Origin of the sequence: Pedobacter sp. ASV12, from assembly GCF_016429155.1 — a bacterium.
Lineage (GTDB): Bacteria > Bacteroidota > Bacteroidia > Sphingobacteriales > Sphingobacteriaceae > Pedobacter.
On the sequence record NZ_JAELUC010000007.1, the window covers coordinates 68,306 to 84,445 of the forward strand.

Sequence of the window (16,140 nt, forward strand, 5' to 3'; positions counted from 1 at the left end):
ACAATAAATCTAAAGGCCTGCGGTAACGTAGGCCTTTTTTATTTGTCTAATTCCTGATTATCAATTGAACTAAATATTTGATAATTTTTGTTCAATTATTTATCATTACTGAAAATAAGGGTCCATCTATGAAACAAATTTTACTGCTCTTGAGGGTAGTCGTGGCCATTGTGCTGCTTACCATTGGCTTGGATAACATCAGCAAGCCTTCCAATTTTGAAGTTGGGCTTGGTTTATTCGAGGTGGTGCTAGGCATTGGTATCATATACAGACCTTTAGTAATATTCATCAAAAAAATCTGACGCTCATGCAATTTCAAGCCCAAACCAGTGGAACATTTATTAAAAGACTAGTAAGATACGTGCTGATCTTCGTTGTACTTTTTATCATTTATCTTGTCCAGCCTTTTACCTACGAGAATATCGATGCCGGAAACGTGGGGATCAAAATCAATTTGTATGGCTCTGACCGAGGAGTGGATAACATTACCATTGTTACCGGTAGGGTATGGTACAACAGCTGGACCACCAAGATTGTTGAATTTCCTACCTACACCCAATCGGTAGATTATGAGCCCTTTGTGGTAACTACAAAAGATGCGGCCGAGTTTAAGGTAGATCCCAAGCTCAACTATCATGTCAATGCTTCGATGGTGCCACAAATCTACAGGCAATATCGCAAGCCTTTGAGCGAGATAGAACAGCAATTTATGCGCAATACCATTTATGATGCCTATCGGATCGTAGCCAACTCTTTTAGTTCTGATTCGGTAATGTCTAACCGCGAAAGGTTCGAAGACCGGATCCAGACCATCTTGACCAAGAACCTGAGCAAAGACGGTTTTGTGTACGACCAACTAACTTCGGCCATTACGCCGCCAGAAAGCTTGAGGCAAATGATCGATGAAAAGAATGCCTCTATCCAAGCCAGGCTCAAAGCCGAAAACCAGGCCAAGCAGGCAGATGCCGAAGCCAAGGTAAAGGTGGCTACTGCGCAAGGCGAGGCCCAAGCGCTTTTGGTAAGGGCAAAGGCCGAAGCCGAAGCCAATCGGTTAAGGCAGCAATCGTTAACGCCCCTGTTGATCCAGCAGCAATGGATCCAAAAATGGAACGGCACGCTGCCCACCACGCAAGCCGGAGGCAATTCGAGTTTGATGCTGCCAATCAAGTAGAAGAAGCCGCTGTTTGAGCATAAACAAAGCCATGATCAACATCGTGGCTTTGCCGTTTTATAACTTTTTGGAGTAAAAAGAAAATCATCGGAAAATTTTATTGTATTATGTTTCGGGATTATTCCTTACTTTTACAGCCCGCTTATGGAACAGATTAAAACATCATTTGATTTCGAAAAGCCTTTAGCTGATTTAGTGCAGCAGATAGAAAAGGTAAAACAAGTTGCCGAAAAAACCAAAGTAGACATGTCTGCAACTTTGGCCGAACTTGACGAGAAATTGGCCGAAACCCGTGCAAATCTTTATACAAACCTAACAGGTTGGCAAAAAGTGCAGATGTCGCGTCACGCCGAACGTCCGCAAACTTTAGATTACATCAACCTGATCTGCGATGATTTCATCGAGTTGCATGGCGACAGAACCGTAAAGGACGACAAGGCGATTATTGGCGGTTTTGCCAGTATTGACGGACAAACGGTGATGATTATCGGCCACCAAAAAGGAAAGAATACCAAAGAGCGTCAATACCGCAATTTTGGCATGGCTAATCCTGAAGGCTACAGAAAAGCCTTGCGCTTGATGCGTTTGGCCGAAAAATTCAACAAGCCGGTTATTTCTTTCATCGATACCATGGGTGCTTATCCAGGTCTGGAGGCAGAAGAGCGCGGACAAGGCGAGGCCATTGCGCGCAACTTGTTGGAAATGTCGGTATTGCGGGTGCCCATCATCTGCTTTGTGGTAGGCGAGGGTGCTTCTGGCGGTGCCTTGGGCATTGGTATTGGAGATAAGGTTTATATGCTGGAGCATACTTGGTATTCGGTAATCTCGCCAGAATCCTGTTCTTCGATTTTATGGAGAAGCTGGGATTTCAAAGAGAAAGCCGCCGAATGCCTTAAACTCACCTCGGAAGATATGTATGCCAACAAACTGATTGATGGCGTGGTTAAAGAGCCCCTTGGCGGTGCACATCAAGATCCATTGCTGATGGCGCAGACCTTAAAAGAGCAGATTTTAAAAGACCTGAAAACCTTAAAGAAACAAAGCCCGGATAAACTGATCGACACCAGAATTGAGAAATTCTGCTCGATGGGCGTAGTGAACGAAGGATAATTAAAAAACATATGATTTTCAGCAGGCCATTTTGCATCAGCAGAATGGCCTTTTTGTTGGCTGGCTTTGTTAAGGGCCTACATCAGGCGGAATTATTCGTGGCCGAAAACCATGCTCCAGCAAAAAGCCCCATCTAACCGAATTTAGATGGGGCTTTTTTGAGAGGGCACAAGGCCCCTTTTTATCGTGCGCCAGGTGCAGGCCCGAAGAACTGTGCAAACCTGCCATACAATTCGTTGTATTGCCTGTTCACTTCTTCGGCAAGCTTGGTCTGTTTGTACTCGTTCGCTACCTCGGCCATTGGTTTTAAGCCATACATCAATCCAATTTGGATATTTTGGCCACCAATTAACTGGTCTTTGCTTTTCGATACATCGGCCAGGTAGCCTACTTCTTTGCCAATGTAGTCGGCCGATTTTTTGATGAGGCTGTTTGCCTTTTCGGTTTCACCCAAGATATAAAGGTTTTGGGCCATGGTTGGCACGCCCATCATGGTACGCATGCCATAGATCTTGGTCGGCATTACCTCGTCGTACCTGCGCATTACTTTTTTGGCGTCTTCAATTCTGCCCGCTTTGATCAGGCCGGTTGTCAAGCTGTTGAAAACATTGTTGAAGATCGAAATATCGTCGGTAGACTGAGAATCCAAGTAGCGGGCATTTTTCACATTGCCCCACTTGAATTTATTCATGACGTGGTTATACATCGGATCCAAGTTGATGGCCTGTTCGCCATTGTTGGCCGTATCGGGTTGCAAAGGCAGTAATCTTAGGGCCAAGCCTTCGCTGTACAGGTAGTTGTCTAAGCCGTTAAATTGCTCTGATGGCACGGTGCTGCAAAAATAAACCGGTCTTTTCCAGTTGTTGTGCGCCAAGATATCAAGCATGGCCAAGGTGCCTTTGGTTACGTAGCCTTTGTTAAACTTCCACACCATTTCTGGGGTAATTCTCGATATCTCCGAAGCCGGTACGGTTCCTGTGCTTACCACTTCCTGCGGATTTATGGTCAGCTTGAAGTTCTTGGTCGGAATAAAGTTGGTAGTTGAGCCATCAGACAAAGGCATTTTATCGTCTTTATCATCCGACAGCAACAAGTCTACAATCTGTTTCAGCTCTACCGGATCCTTAATTTGGTAGTCTTTGTAATACATCACATCCCTTTCGCCGGCCACATATTGCGATTCTTTCATGGTAATCGGCAAAGGCTCCGATTGATGAACCTTTTTGCGCATGCCGTTGATGTACCAGTCGGTGTCGAACAAGCTCAGGTTAACCAAGCGGATATCTGGACGAATGTTTTCTACTTCTTGCGCATACCACAGCGGATAGGTATCGTTATCGCCATAAGTAAACAAAATAGCATTAGGCGCACACGACTCCAGGTAACTTACGGCAATATCGTGGGCAACCATTTTGGTCGAGCGGTCGTGGCCACGCCAGCCTTGGGCGCCCATCAGTACGGGAGCACAAGCAATGGCAACTACCGTAGCGCCAATAGCACCGGCTTGTGGCGTTAGTTTTTTAAATACCCATTCTTTTAGGGCCAACACGCCCAGGCCTATCCAAATGGCAAAGGCATAGAAAGAGCCCACATAGGCATAATCCCTTTCCCTTGGCTCCATAGGCTTCTGGTTGAGGTAAAGTACAATGGCAATGCCCGTAAAGAAGAATAGCAAGGCAATGATGCCGCCATCTTCTGGCTTGCGTTTGAAATGCCAGATCATGCCCAATAAGCCCAATATCAATGGCAGGAAGAAGAAACGGTTATAGGAAGTACTGTCTTTAATTGACGGTGGCAAATTGGTTTGGTCGCCTAATGTCATCGCATCTATGGCCTTGATGCCACTTAACGAACGACCTTCGTACAAGCTTCCCTGGCCCTGGTCTTCGTTTTGTCGACCGGCGAAATTCCACATAAAGTAGCGGAAGTACATGAAAGCGGATTGGTAGCGCAAAAAGAAAGCCACATTGTCTATGGTACTTGGAAAGTGCTGGTCGTCAAAGCCCATAAAGTCTTTATAGTAGTTGATGTGGCGTTGCTCGTCGCTGTACATTCTCGGGAACAATACTTCGTGTTGCAGACGGCGGATGCTGTCTGGAAAAGTTTCGTTCTCTCCATAAATATGCTTGCTCTTTACGCCGGCAATCTCATATTTGGTGGCGCCTTTTCTGTAGATGTTTCCTTGGTCAACGCTAATAGGCATCGAACCATCTTCCTTGTATTTAGGAATAGAGTTGTAGTTTGGTCCAACCAACAAAGGCCTATCGCCATATTGTTCGCGGTTCAGGTAGCTCAAGAAAGAGAAGGCATTGTCGGGATCGCTGTTGTTGAGGTTTGGTTTGGCTTGCGCCCTGATCAAAATCATGGCGAATGAACCATAGCCAAAAATAATCAGTGTGGTTGACAGCAAGGCCAGGTTCAGGATTTTCTTTTGATGCTTAATCGAGTACCTGATGCCGAAAACCAATCCGCCTACCAGTAGCACGATAAAGAAAAGTACGCCGCTTCCGAAGCCCAATCCCAACGTATTCACAAAGAAAAGATCAAAATAGGCGCCAAAAGAAACCAGGTATTGGATAATGCCGTATTGAACCACAGCCAATATCAGGATGCCGATGATAAAGGTCTTGATAATGCCGGTAGCAGTAGGATTGCTGGTCCTTCTGAAATAATAAACAAAGGCAATAGCCGGAATGGTAAGCAAGTTGAGGATGTGGATGCCGATAGACAAGCCCATGATATAGGCAATAAAAAGCAACCAACGATCGGCACGGGGCTCGTCGGCAATGCTTTCCCATTTTAGAATCGCCCAGAAAACAATGGCAGTACAAAGCGATGATAGGGCATATACCTCAGATTCAACTGCCGAGAACCAAAAACTGTCGGAAAAAGTATAGGCCAATGCGCCTACTGCACCTGCGCCCATGATGCTGATCAAGGTAGCCTTGCTGATGGCTTCCTGGCCTTTAACCAACACTTTTTTGGCGAGTGCGGTAATGGTCCAAAACAGGAACAAAATGGTGGCGCCGCTGGCAATGGCCGAGCCTACGTTCATGAAATAGGCAACTTTGGTATTATCGCCCATAGCGAAAATAGAAAAGAAGCGTTGGATCATGAGGAACAGTGGGGCACCTGGCTGGTGTACAACCTGCATTTTCAATGCCGAGGCAATGAACTCGCCACAGTCCCAAAAACTCACAGAAGGCTCAAGGGTTAAAATATAGGTTAGCGTTGCAATGAAGAAGCAGATCCAGCCAACGATGTTGTTTGTTTTCGAATAGTTCATTTTATAAATGGATAAAATAAGTGCCTAATGCACACGATAAGGCTGCCGAAAATAAAGAAATAGATTGAAATAAGCATAAACATTTGAGCTCTTTTAACAAAAATTAACCCGCAGAAATCGTTTGCAACAGGCATGGAGCTTGCCCAAAAAAATATTTTCATTTTTTTTTAATTCTGATTTGCAGAAATAAAAAATGTGCGTACATTTGCATTCCATTTCGGAACGAAAGTATGTTGAGATGGAAGATTGTCCGATAGTATAAGGGTAGTACAACGGTTTTTGGTACCGTTTGTCTTGGTTCGAATCCAGGTCGGACAACAAATTTTTTTCGGATTGTGAATATTCGCAATCCGATTTTTTTTAACCCGCATTGATACCCGCAAATCATGCCATTGCAATTTAACCCAGTTAAAATTTTTGCCGGAACTGGCACTAAAGATTTAGCTAAACAAATTGCCGACGCTTACGGCAAACCACTAGGAGACGTAACTTTAAGTCGGTTCAGCGATGGCGAGTTTCAACCTTCTTTTGACGAATCGATCAGGGGTTGCGATGTGTTTCTGGTACAGTCTACCTATCAGCCTACCGACAATTTAATGGAGCTTTTGCTCATGGTTGATGCCGCCAGAAGAGCTTCTGCGCATTACATAACGGCAGTGGTTCCTTATTACGGATTGGCCCGTCAGGATCGTAAAGACAAGCCTCGTGTAGCCATTGGCGCCAAATTGGTTGCCAACCTGTTGAAAGCGGCGGGTATACACCGTATCATGACCATGGATTTGCATGCGGCTCAAATTCAGGGTTTTTTTGATATTCCGGTTGATCACTTGGATGGTTCGGTCATTTTTGTGCCTTACATCAAAAGCCTCGGCCTTGAAAACCTGACTATTGCTTCGCCAGATATGGGCGGTTCATACCGTGCCCGTACCTTTGCCAAGTTTTTTAATGCAGAGGTGGTGATTTGCGATAAACGCCGTAAACGTGCCAACGAAATCGAATCCATGTCGATTATTGGTGATGTAACCGGGCAAGACATTGTGCTGATAGACGATATTTGCGATACGGCCGGAACATTGGCCAAAGCAGCGGCCCTGATTATGGACAATGGTGCCAAAAGCGTAAGAGCCGTTTGTACGCATCCGGTGCTTTCGGGCAAAGCCTACGAAACCATCGAAAACTCTGTGTTGGAAGAACTGATCGTAACCGATACCATTCCGTTGAAACAACAGAGCGATAAAATAAGAGTGCTGAGCACTGCCAAATTGTTTGCAAAGGCCATTGCCAATGTAAACGAACATGGTTCAATCAGCGATTTGTTTAGGGTATAACGATCAGGACAGCGCGCACAGAGACCGGTTGCCCCCAAGCGAAACTAAAAAGCATTTATTACAATTAAATATATCAAAAATGAAAACAATCGCAATTAGCGGTTCTCTTAGAGAGAACGTAGGGAAACGCGATGCCAAAGAACTTCGCTACGAAGGTAAAGTTCCTGCGGTATTGTATGGTGGTAAAGAGCAAGTGCACTTTTCAATTACCAGAACCGACTTGAACGAAGCTATCTATTCGCCAGAAGCTAACTTTGTTGAAATCGAAGTAAATGGCAAAAAAGTAAAAGCTATCGTAAAAGATACACAGTTTCACCCACTAACCGACTTGTTATTGCACGTAGATTTCTTGCAGTTATTTGACGACAAAGAAATCATGATGGAAATTCCAGTTAAATTGACCGGAACTTCTCCAGGTGTTAAAATGGGTGGTAAATTGGTTCAAAAGCTACGTAAGCTACGCGTAAAAGCATTGCCTAAAAACATGCCGCAAGTAGTTGAGGTAAGCATTGCCAAAATGGAAGTTGGTAACTTGTTCCGCGTACGCGATTTGCAAGCTGCTGATTACTTTGTAACCAACACGCCAGAAGATACTATCGTTTCTGTAGGTATGTCAAGAGCATTGAAACAGGCAGAAAACGAAGCTAAAGGAAAATAATTTCCAATAGCAGTATGCTACAGAGCGGTACAGAAGAAATTTTGTGCCGCTTTTTGTTGGCCACCCCTGCAAAATTTTAAACTTCGCAAACGTTTAAAAAACTGCCCCCAAAAAACTGTCAACTGATTCTTATCTTTGCGCCATGAAGTACCTGATTGTAGGCCTCGGAAATATTGGGCCGGAATATGTAGATACACGCCATAACATTGGCTTTAACATTGCCGATAAGCTGGTAGAAGAGCTGGATGGCCGCTTTGAGCTGCTCAAGCTGGCTTATTATGCCGAAGTAAGCTTGAAAGGTAAAAAACTACATGTAATTAAGCCTACTACTTATATGAACCTGAGCGGCAAGGCCGTAAACTATTGGATGAAGGAATTGAAGGTAGCGCCCGAAAATGTGTTGGTGCTGGTTGACGACCTGGCCCTGCCTTTGGGTAAACTCAGGATGAAACTACAGGGCAGCAGCGCTGGCCACAACGGACTCAAAAGCATAGAAGAGCTTTGTGGCGGACAAAACTATGCCCGCTTGCGCTTTGGCATTAGCGATAATTTTAGAAAAGGCCAGCAAGCCGAATACGTATTGGGCCGATTTGATAAAGACGAGCAAAAAGAATTGCCCATCTTAATCAATAAAGCCGTAACCATGATCAAAAGCTTTGCTACCATTGGCGCGGCACAAACCATGACCCTCTACAACAAATAAGGCCGATTGCTTTATTTCAAATTTATCGGGTAAAACGGCTTATTTTCTGGTGCAGCACATTGGGCTTAAAGGGTTTGCCTACAATATCGTTGGCCCCTGCTTCAATGGCAATTTCACGGTCCATATCCAACACGCCGGCCGAAAAGGCAATAACCGGGATGTATTGTTTACCTGGTATATAGCCGGCTCTTATTTTCTTGGTGGCTTCCAAGCCATCCATTACCGGCATGTAGGTGTCCATTAAAATCAGGTCGTAGTTGTTTTCTTTAAGTGCATCCAAAGCTTCCTGTCCGTTGTTTACTACGTGCGTAGCTACTTTCCAGCTTTCCAAAATCTTCACTACCAAAAACTTGTTGATCGGATTGTCTTCGGCAATCAGGATGCGTACGCCTTCCAAGCTTGGCAGTTCGGTAGCTACATCACTTTCTTTTGCATTTTTTTTGCCTTCAACAAACTCGTACCATTTGGTAAAGCTAAAGGTGCTGCCTTTGCCTTCTTCGCTTTCAACTTCGAGTACGCCACCTTTAAGCTCCGCCAATTTCTTGACAATAGAAAGCCCTAAGCCGGTACCGCCGTATCTCGAAATGCGGTGGTCTTCTACCTGCTCAAACGATTCGAAAATCTTGTCCTTGAAATTGGCGGCAATGCCAATCCCGGTATCTGATATCGAGAAACGGATGTGTGCGTTATTGCTTTTTTTATTCAGCACTTCGGCTCTGAACCTTACCTCGCCCTCGTTGGTAAACTTGATGGCATTGCTCAGCAGGTTCATAAAGATCTGGTTCAGCCTGAGCGAGTCGGCAATAATTACGTCTGGCAGATTCTCGTCAAGATCTAATATCAGGGCAATGTTTTTTTCCTTGGCCCTGATGTTGAGCAGGTTGGTGGCTTGAGTGGTGAGCAGCCTGATGTCGGTTTCGGCAAAGTTCATCCTGAACTTGCCCGCTTCGATTTTGGAAATGTCCAAAATATCGTTGATGACACCCAACAGCGATTCGGAAGAAACCTCCAGCAATTCAAGCATTTCTTTTTGCTGCTCGTCGAGCTTGCTTTTTTTGAGCAGGTGAGTTAGGCCGATAATTCCATTGATGGGGGTGCGGATTTCATGGCTCATGTGCGCCATGAAATTTTCCTTGGCTCTTTTGCCTTGTTCGGCTTCTTCCTTGGCCTTGATCAGGTCGGCCTGAAAATGTTCCAGCTGCAGGTTCTTCTGCTTGATTTCGCGCTGGTTGCGCACCACCTGGATAAAAGAATCGACCTTGGCCGAAGTAATATAAGGATCGAGCGGTTTGTAAAGGTAATCGATGGCACCTACGTTAAGGCCTTTAATGGCATACTTGGTTTCGATAGAAATGGCGGTTACAAAAATGACCATGATTTCCTGGGTACGCGGGTTGTCCTTTAAAATCTCGACCAGCTCAAAACCGTCCATGCCTGGCATCTGCACATCAACCAAGGCTATGGCGATGTCTTTTTCCCAACAAATGCGCAGGGCCTCGTTGGGCAAGGTAGTAGTAATGATATTGATATCTTCCTGATGCAGCAGCGCTTCTAGCGCAACAATATTTTCAGCCTTATCATCCACAATAAGAAGGTTAATTTTATTCATGGCGCTATGTTATTTTTTGATAGATGTTGTTTTTTTGATCAATGACCTTAAAATGTTTGAGGAGGTCTGTATTTCTGATGGTTTCCTTGCTGCCCAGACAAAGGAAGCCGAAAGTGGCCAAGCTGTTGTAAAAGAGCTCGATAACCTTGGTTTGGAGCAGGGTGTTGAAATAAATAAGCACATTGCGGCAAACAATGACCTGAAATTCGTTGAAAGGGCCATCGGTTACCAGGTTGTGTACAGAAAACAGGGTATTTTTTTTCAATGCGCGTATCATCGAAGCGGCATCGTACTTGGCTGTGTAGTAGGTGCCAAGCGAATGGATGCTACCCGTTGCGCGGTAGTTTTCCGAATAGAGTTTCATTTGGCGCAGGTCATAAATCCCCTCTTTGGCCTGTTCAAGGGCATTTGGATTGATGTCTGTACCATAGAAAAAGCTGCGTTGATATAGATGGTGCTCTTTAAACAAAATGGCAAATGAATATAATTCCTCACCGGTTGAGCAACCAGCGTGCCACACTTTAATATGCTGGTAAGAACTGAGGTAAGGAATGGCGTGTGCAGCAAAAGATTTATAGAAAGCAGGGTCCCTGAACATTTCGGTAACGTTCACGGTAATTTCGGTTAAAAAATGGTCGAAATAATGCTGGTCATTGGTCAATATGTTAACCAAATCGGCATAATCTAACCTTTCGAGCTCCATAATCCGGCTTACCCGTCTTTTTAAAGAAGCCGTGCTGTAGTTCTCAAAGTCGAAGCCATGCACCTTTTTGATCAAGTGGATCAACGAATGCAGCTCTTTTTCGGAGATGGTTTCTTTAGCAGGATCAGAAAAGTTTCTCATGGTTCTAGTTAGCTAAGCCAAACGCGCATCATCGACAAGAGCTTGTCAACGTCAACGGGTTTGGAAATATAGTCGTTGGCTCCGGCCTCAATGCATTTTTCACGGTCATTTTTCATCGCCTTTGCGGTAAGTGCGATGATGGGCAGCTTTTCAAACTGTTTATCTTGCCTGATGCGGCGCATAGCTTCATAGCCGTCCATTTCTGGCATCATGATATCCATGAGCACCAAATCAATTTGTGGATGTTCTTCCAGCCGTTTAAGTGCTTCTACTCCCGTATTGGCAATCACGATATTAATCTCGTAAAATTGTAGCGCACTTGAAAGGGCAAAAATATTGCGCATATCATCGTCGGTAATTAAGATCGTTTTGTCTTTGAGTGCTTTCTCCAGCGTGGTGGCTCTTTTTTTACCGGGCACCGGAGGCGCTAAGCTTGACGGGAGTTGCCTGCCCTGTTTTTGTAACCTGTTCATAAAGAGGCTAACCTCGTCGAGCAGGCGGTCGTTGGACTTGTGGCTTTTGAGTACCATGGCCTCGGTATAACGCATAATCTGCGCCATTTTTTCCTTGTCTAATTCCATGGCCGTGTTAATAATGACCGGAATGTGTGTCCATGCCGGATTGGCCTTGATCTGGTCTAAAAGGGCGAAGCCAGAAATATCGGGCAGTTTCAAATCAAGAATAATGCAATCGAAGGTCTGCTCTTCCAAAATGGCCATGGCTTCTTTGCCGGTATAGGCCTGCGATACCTTGACGCCTTTTTGGATCAGCTGTTCTTTGAGCGTGTTGCTTTGCAGCACCTGGTCTTCTACCAGCAGCACGTTGCTGAAGGTATAGGCATGCTGCTGGCCCAACAGTTCGAAGGCGTGGTCTAGCTTTTCTTTTTCTACGGGTTTCTTTAAAAAGCCAATGGCTCCTTCTTTTTCGGCCTTGGCCACTTTTTCGTCGCCCGCCGACATCATGTGTACCGGAATATGCTGCGTTGCCGGGTTTTCCTTTAGTTTTTTGAGGATGGTCCAGCCATCCATTACCGGTAGCATCACATCGAGCACAATGGCATCGGGTAGCAGTTCGGTTGCCATTTGCAAGCCCCGGTCTCCGCTATGCGCCACCATGGGGGTAAAGCCTTTTTCGATGGCATAGGCTTTTAATATTTCGGCAAAATTCTCGTCGTCTTCTACAATGAGCAAACTGTGCTTGCCTTCTATCGGGTTGCTGCCTGTTTCTAAGGATGGCATTGGCAGGCTTTCGCGGCTTGGCTGTACAGAAGCTGGAGGCGCAATGGGCTCGTTTTTGGTTTCCTTGTTTGATGTGGCGGCCAAGTCTTGCGGAAGGTACAGGGTAAACGTACTTCCCATGACCGGCTCGCTGTCTACCTGTATTTCGCCACCTAACAAACTGGCCAGTTCCCGGCTAATGGATAGTCCTAGGCCGGTACCGCCGTATTTTCTGCTGGTAGAGCCGTCTTCCTGCTGAAAAGCTTCAAAAATAACGCGCTGTTTGTCTTTGGAAATGCCAATGCCTGTATCGCTAACCGCAAAATACAAGGGTATGCTGGCGCTGCTTTTGAGCTTGCTGTTTGCTCCAAACTGTGCATTTTGGGCCAAGCCAACGTCGAGTTTGATCTTGCCCTTTTCTGGAGTAAATTTAAAGGCGTTGGAAAGCAGGTTTTTGATGATTTGCTCCAACCGGCCCTGGTCGGTAGTAAGTTCTTTGGGCAGATTGGCCGCAAGCTGGATGTTGAAATCGATTTTCTTGTTGTTGGCCACTTCGCTAAACAACGATTCGATGTTGTGCTTCACATCAGCCAGGTCGACATGCTGTAGGTTGATGTCAATATTGCCCGATTCGATTTTAGAAAGGTCGAGGATATCGTTGATGAGCGTTAGCAAATCCGATCCGGCATTGTGGATAACGCCCGCATATTTGATCTGTTCTTCCTGCAGGTTGTTCGGCCTGTTTTCCTTTAAGATACGCGCCAAAATGAGGATGCTATTTAGGGGCGTTCTCAATTCGTGGCTCATATTGGCCAAAAACTCCGATTTGTATTTGCTGCTCAGTTCCAGCTCCTGCGCCTTGAGGCTAATGGCTTCTTTGGCCTGGTTAATGGAAGCGTTGCGCTCTTCGAGTTGCTGCGCCTTTTCTTCGAGTTCGGCATTGGCATGCTGCAGCTCCTCTTGCTGTACGCGCAGCTCTTCTTCCGAAGCCTGTAACGCTTCGGTTTTGTAAATCAGTTCTTCGTTGGTGGTACGCAGTTCTTCCTGTTGGCTGGCCAGCTCTTCGGCCTGCTGCTGTGTTTGCTCAAAAAGCTGTTTCAGTTGCAAATGGGCCAAAGCACTGTTCAGTGCAATGCCTATATTTTCGGCAATGTTGGCAATCAGTTCGAGCTTGTTGGCCTGTGGCGCTAGTAAAAAGCCCATTTCAGCCACGGCTATGGTTTTGCCTTCAAAAACAATCGGCACCAAAAAAAGATAGTTGGGCACGGTTTCGCCCAGTGCAGAACTGATCTTGACATAGCCCGGCGGCACATCCTTGATGTACTTGGTCTTTTTTTCTACGGCCGCTTGACCCACTAGGCCCTCGCCAAAGTGGATGTTCTTTTTGAGTCGGCCTTCGTAGGCATAGGTGCCACTCAGGTAAAGCGATTGCTTTTTATCGTCAACTAAGAACAGGGCGCCAATGCGGGCATCGATGTAATTGCAAATGGCAGAAATGATATTGGTGGCCAGCTCGTCAACTTCCTGCTCGCCGCGCATGGCTTCGTTAATTTGGGCGGCGCCACTCAAAAGCCAGTTATTGTGCTCGTTTTGCGCCGATATTTCGGCCAGCTCTTTATTGGTTTCCAAGATTTCTTTTTCGGTTTCCTTTTGCTGGTCGAAGGTGCGCCTAATGTAGCGCAGCAAAAACAGAATAAGGCCAAAAATAATTACCGCGCTTAAAATAACCACAATAATGGTGGTGCGACTTTTGCTTTCGTTGTTGCTTTTGCGCTCATCGAGCAAGGCCTGCTCGTTTTTAACAAAGGCATTGTTGATCCGGAGGAAGTTTTCTTTGGAAATCTGGCCAATGCTATCAACCGCTTTGGCCTGTGCTGCGGCAAAGCCTTGGCTGTTTACCTTTTGGACGATCGTTTTCATGTCCTCGATCTTTTGCAGGGCATAAAATTCCAGGCTGTCGGCTAATTTGGCTTGCTGCGGATTGTCGAGAGCCAGTTTTTTTAACTGGTCTATATTTGGGATAATCCTGTTGATGCTTTTGTTGTAGGGATTTTTATAGGTCTCTTTTTCGGTAAGGAGATAGCCCCTGAGGCCTGTTTCGGCATTGAGCAACTCAATTTCTGTTTTCTCGGCAATGCTGATTACGGCATGCGAATGGCTTACCCATTGCGAACTTTCGGAAAAGGCTTTGAGGCTAAAATAAGAAGTCAGGGCCGAGATAAAAACAAAGAGCAACGAAACAACAAAACCCGTAAGTACCTGTTGTTTAAAAGAAAGCTTAACCATCGATTAATAAAAATTATAAAGCTAAGATAGGATTAAAACATGCATAATCCCAAGTGGTGCGTTAAGTGGCTCATAAGATGGTTGTTATGGGTTTTGGCTAAGGCTTTAGGCAGTCGTAATAGGTAGTTCCTATCGGGATGGTTTTTTCGCCGATCCAAACCTGGGTACGGTCGTATTTGCTGATTTTGTCTTTGGCCACAATGAATGCCCGATGGGTGCGCACAAACTGGGCCGTGGGCAGGATTTCGGCCAGCTCGTTAATGGTAATCCGCGAACTGATGAGCTTATCGTTGGTCAAATGGAACTGGGTATAGTTGCCTGAAGCTTCTACATAATTGATATCCTTAAGCCATACCTTAACCTGTTCGTAGCCATCTTTTACAAAAATAAAATCGCTCTGTGGCCTTGGCGCCTGTGTACGCAGGTCGAACAGTTCCTTGGCTTTGTTGCAGGCCTTTAAAAACCTCGAAAGCGAAAAGGGCTTGAGCAAATAATCCACGGCATCGAGCTCGAAGCTTTGTACAGCATGTTCGCTGTAGGCCGTTGTAAAAATAACCATGGGCGGCTTGCTCAGAGCCTTTAAAAAATCAATGCCACTGATGTCGGGCATTTTGATGTCGAGGAAAATAAGGTCTACTTTGTTTTGCTGCAGATAGGAGATGGCCTCAAAGGCGTTGCTAAAGCTGGCCCTTAATGCTAAAAAGGGCACTTTGGATGCGTGGCTGGCCACAATATCCAAGGCAATGGGTTCATCGTCTATAGCAATGGCAATCATTTAAATTTTTTGGTTGGCTTTTATTTTGTTAAACAAAGGTGCAAAAAATCCTAGTTTGTCAAATTATTCCTGGTTTAAAATGCTGTCTATTTGTTGATAAAGTTCCTCCCTGTCGCTTGGCCGTTTTGCCTTTGCTGCTACCAGCTTGCCCGCCTTGTCGAAGATGAAGTATTGCGGATAGTATTCGCTCTTGTCTTGGGCTCCAGCTAACAGTTCTTTCCAAAATGGAGCGATGTTTTGTCGGCTTTTGCGCAGGTGCAGGCCTTCCATTCCATTTACTTTAATAAACTGTTTCCAGAAGTCATCTTGGCTATCTTCATCCATGTCTAAATAAACAAAGGCTACATTTTTACCTTTAAATCTAGCTTTAAGTTCAGGTACATATTGCAGCTCTTCTTTACATGGACCGCACCAAGTGCCCCAAACGTCTAGATAAACTACCTTGCCTCTAAGTGTTTTGATCACATCAGCTATACGGCTAATGTTTTCGTAGCCATTAATAATTACAATATTTTTATTGCTTTGGTTCTCTTCCAGTCTTTGTTTTAAGCTGGTGGTTTTTGTCTTTACATCCTTTAAGTAAATGCTGCTGGGAAACTGCTTTTCAAATGCTTCGGCTAAATACTGTAAGTGGGTTAGATTTTTTTCGGTGTAAAGGGAGGCAATTTTTTGATAAAAGTAAGATTCAATATTTTTGGCAGGAATGTTTTTTATGGCCCCTATCCATTCCACGTACCATTTTCCTTTTTGTTTAGCCAGTGTTTTGCCGCTATCCAAACTAATGCCATAGTACGGTAGGGGTTGGTTGTCAGGAGTTTTATCCTGTTTGGCTTTTAAGAAAGCTTTCGTCGCCAAATATTTGAAGTAGCTATCTAAGTAATTGTAATAATTAGATCCGGAAGGGGCTGCCTGACCTGGCAACTTGGAGTTTTCAAATATCTTGAGAATGAGGCTATCCATTGTGTTTTTTTCCAAATTTGCTGTTCGGGCAAACATATCCAACAAGTAAATCGAGCGGTAATTGATGTCATCAATAATAATTTGTTTAGCAATGTTATTGATCTGTCTCTTATACACATCTGACGCTGCCGACGAACCACGACATGTGTAGGTAGGGGTGGTGGGGGGGGGGGGAAGAAGGGGGGGGGGGGGG

Annotated in this window: 12 protein-coding genes; 6 read left to right on the forward strand and 6 right to left on the reverse strand. The window is 45.1% G+C overall.

From position 1 onward, the window contains the following. Nucleotides 1-128: 128 nt before the first annotated feature. The 3 genes from JHD69_RS03890 to JHD69_RS03900 all read left to right on the forward strand — a co-directional run bounded on the left by JHD69_RS03890 (nucleotide 129) and on the right by JHD69_RS03900 (nucleotide 2,281). A complete protein-coding gene (locus tag JHD69_RS03890) occupies nucleotides 129-302 on the forward strand; it encodes a hypothetical protein (protein WP_199137586.1) in 174 nt (57 codons plus the stop codon). Between the two features lie 5 nt (nucleotides 303-307). Beyond that, entirely contained in the window at nucleotides 308-1,171 is an 864-nt protein-coding gene (locus JHD69_RS03895; protein WP_199137589.1) for an SPFH domain-containing protein, read from the forward strand. Between the two features lie 144 nt (nucleotides 1,172-1,315). Beyond that, nucleotides 1,316-2,281, forward strand: a complete 966-nt coding sequence (locus JHD69_RS03900) for an acetyl-CoA carboxylase carboxyltransferase subunit alpha (protein WP_199137591.1) — start codon at nucleotides 1,316-1,318, stop codon at nucleotides 2,279-2,281. Nucleotides 2,282-2,462: 181 nt separating this feature from the next. On the opposite strand, the gene JHD69_RS03905 is transcribed toward JHD69_RS03900, so the two are convergent. Beyond that, nucleotides 2,463-5,567, reverse strand: coding sequence for a glycosyltransferase family 117 protein (locus JHD69_RS03905; RefSeq protein ID WP_199137593.1), 3,105 nt, complete (start codon nucleotides 5,565-5,567; stop codon nucleotides 2,463-2,465). 386 nt (nucleotides 5,568-5,953) lie between these two features. Between JHD69_RS03905 and JHD69_RS03910 the strand changes: the two genes are divergently transcribed. The 3 genes from JHD69_RS03910 (at nucleotide 5,954) to pth (ending at nucleotide 8,256) form a co-directional block, all read left to right on the forward strand. Continuing rightward, nucleotides 5,954-6,895, forward strand: a complete 942-nt coding sequence (locus tag JHD69_RS03910) for a ribose-phosphate pyrophosphokinase (RefSeq protein WP_199137595.1) — start codon at nucleotides 5,954-5,956, stop codon at nucleotides 6,893-6,895. Between the two features lie 79 nt (nucleotides 6,896-6,974). After that, nucleotides 6,975-7,553, forward strand: a complete 579-nt coding sequence (locus tag JHD69_RS03915; protein WP_199137597.1) for a 50S ribosomal protein L25/general stress protein Ctc — start codon at nucleotides 6,975-6,977, stop codon at nucleotides 7,551-7,553. A gap of 142 nt (nucleotides 7,554-7,695) precedes the next feature. Further along, nucleotides 7,696-8,256: an aminoacyl-tRNA hydrolase gene (pth, locus tag JHD69_RS03920; protein WP_199137599.1), complete on the forward strand. Its 561-nt coding sequence runs from the start codon at nucleotides 7,696-7,698 to the stop codon at nucleotides 8,254-8,256. 22 nt (nucleotides 8,257-8,278) lie between these two features. Here pth and JHD69_RS03925 read toward each other — a convergent pair whose 3' ends face one another. The 5 genes from JHD69_RS03925 to JHD69_RS03945 form a co-directional block, all read right to left on the reverse strand. Then, a complete protein-coding gene (locus JHD69_RS03925; RefSeq protein WP_199137600.1) occupies nucleotides 8,279-9,865 on the reverse strand; it encodes a response regulator in 1,587 nt (528 codons plus the stop codon). A gap of 4 nt (nucleotides 9,866-9,869) precedes the next feature. Continuing rightward, a complete protein-coding gene (locus tag JHD69_RS03930) occupies nucleotides 9,870-10,709 on the reverse strand; it encodes a CheR family methyltransferase (RefSeq protein ID WP_199137601.1) in 840 nt (279 codons plus the stop codon). Nucleotides 10,710-10,717: 8 nt separating this feature from the next. Continuing rightward, nucleotides 10,718-14,212: a response regulator gene (locus JHD69_RS03935; RefSeq protein WP_199137602.1), complete on the reverse strand. Its 3,495-nt coding sequence runs from the start codon at nucleotides 14,210-14,212 to the stop codon at nucleotides 10,718-10,720. 97 nt (nucleotides 14,213-14,309) lie between these two features. Then, nucleotides 14,310-14,987, reverse strand: a complete 678-nt coding sequence (locus JHD69_RS03940; RefSeq protein ID WP_199137603.1) for a LytR/AlgR family response regulator transcription factor — start codon at nucleotides 14,985-14,987, stop codon at nucleotides 14,310-14,312. 63 nt (nucleotides 14,988-15,050) lie between these two features. Beyond that, a partial coding sequence (locus JHD69_RS03945; protein WP_199137604.1) for a TlpA family protein disulfide reductase occupies nucleotides 15,051-16,140 on the reverse strand: 1,090 nt, incomplete at its 5' end.

Coding starts and splice junctions, on each gene's coding strand:
- JHD69_RS03940 (WP_199137603.1), bottom strand. CDS start 14,987: ATGATTGCCATTGCTATAGACGATGAACCCATTGCCTTGGATATTGTG.
- JHD69_RS03925 (WP_199137600.1), bottom strand. CDS start 9,865: ATGAATAAAATTAACCTTCTTATTGTGGATGATAAGGCTGAAAATATT.
- JHD69_RS03915 (WP_199137597.1), top strand. CDS start 6,975: ATGAAAACAATCGCAATTAGCGGTTCTCTTAGAGAGAACGTAGGGAAA.
- JHD69_RS03900 (WP_199137591.1), top strand. CDS start 1,316: ATGGAACAGATTAAAACATCATTTGATTTCGAAAAGCCTTTAGCTGAT.
- JHD69_RS03895 (WP_199137589.1), top strand. CDS start 308: ATGCAATTTCAAGCCCAAACCAGTGGAACATTTATTAAAAGACTAGTA.
- JHD69_RS03935 (WP_199137602.1), bottom strand. CDS start 14,212: ATGGTTAAGCTTTCTTTTAAACAACAGGTACTTACGGGTTTTGTTGTT.
- JHD69_RS03890 (WP_199137586.1), top strand. CDS start 129: ATGAAACAAATTTTACTGCTCTTGAGGGTAGTCGTGGCCATTGTGCTG.
- JHD69_RS03930 (WP_199137601.1), bottom strand. CDS start 10,709: ATGAGAAACTTTTCTGATCCTGCTAAAGAAACCATCTCCGAAAAAGAG.
- JHD69_RS03905 (WP_199137593.1), bottom strand. CDS start 5,567: ATGAACTATTCGAAAACAAACAACATCGTTGGCTGGATCTGCTTCTTC.
- pth (WP_199137599.1), top strand. CDS start 7,696: ATGAAGTACCTGATTGTAGGCCTCGGAAATATTGGGCCGGAATATGTA.
- JHD69_RS03910 (WP_199137595.1), top strand. CDS start 5,954: ATGCCATTGCAATTTAACCCAGTTAAAATTTTTGCCGGAACTGGCACT.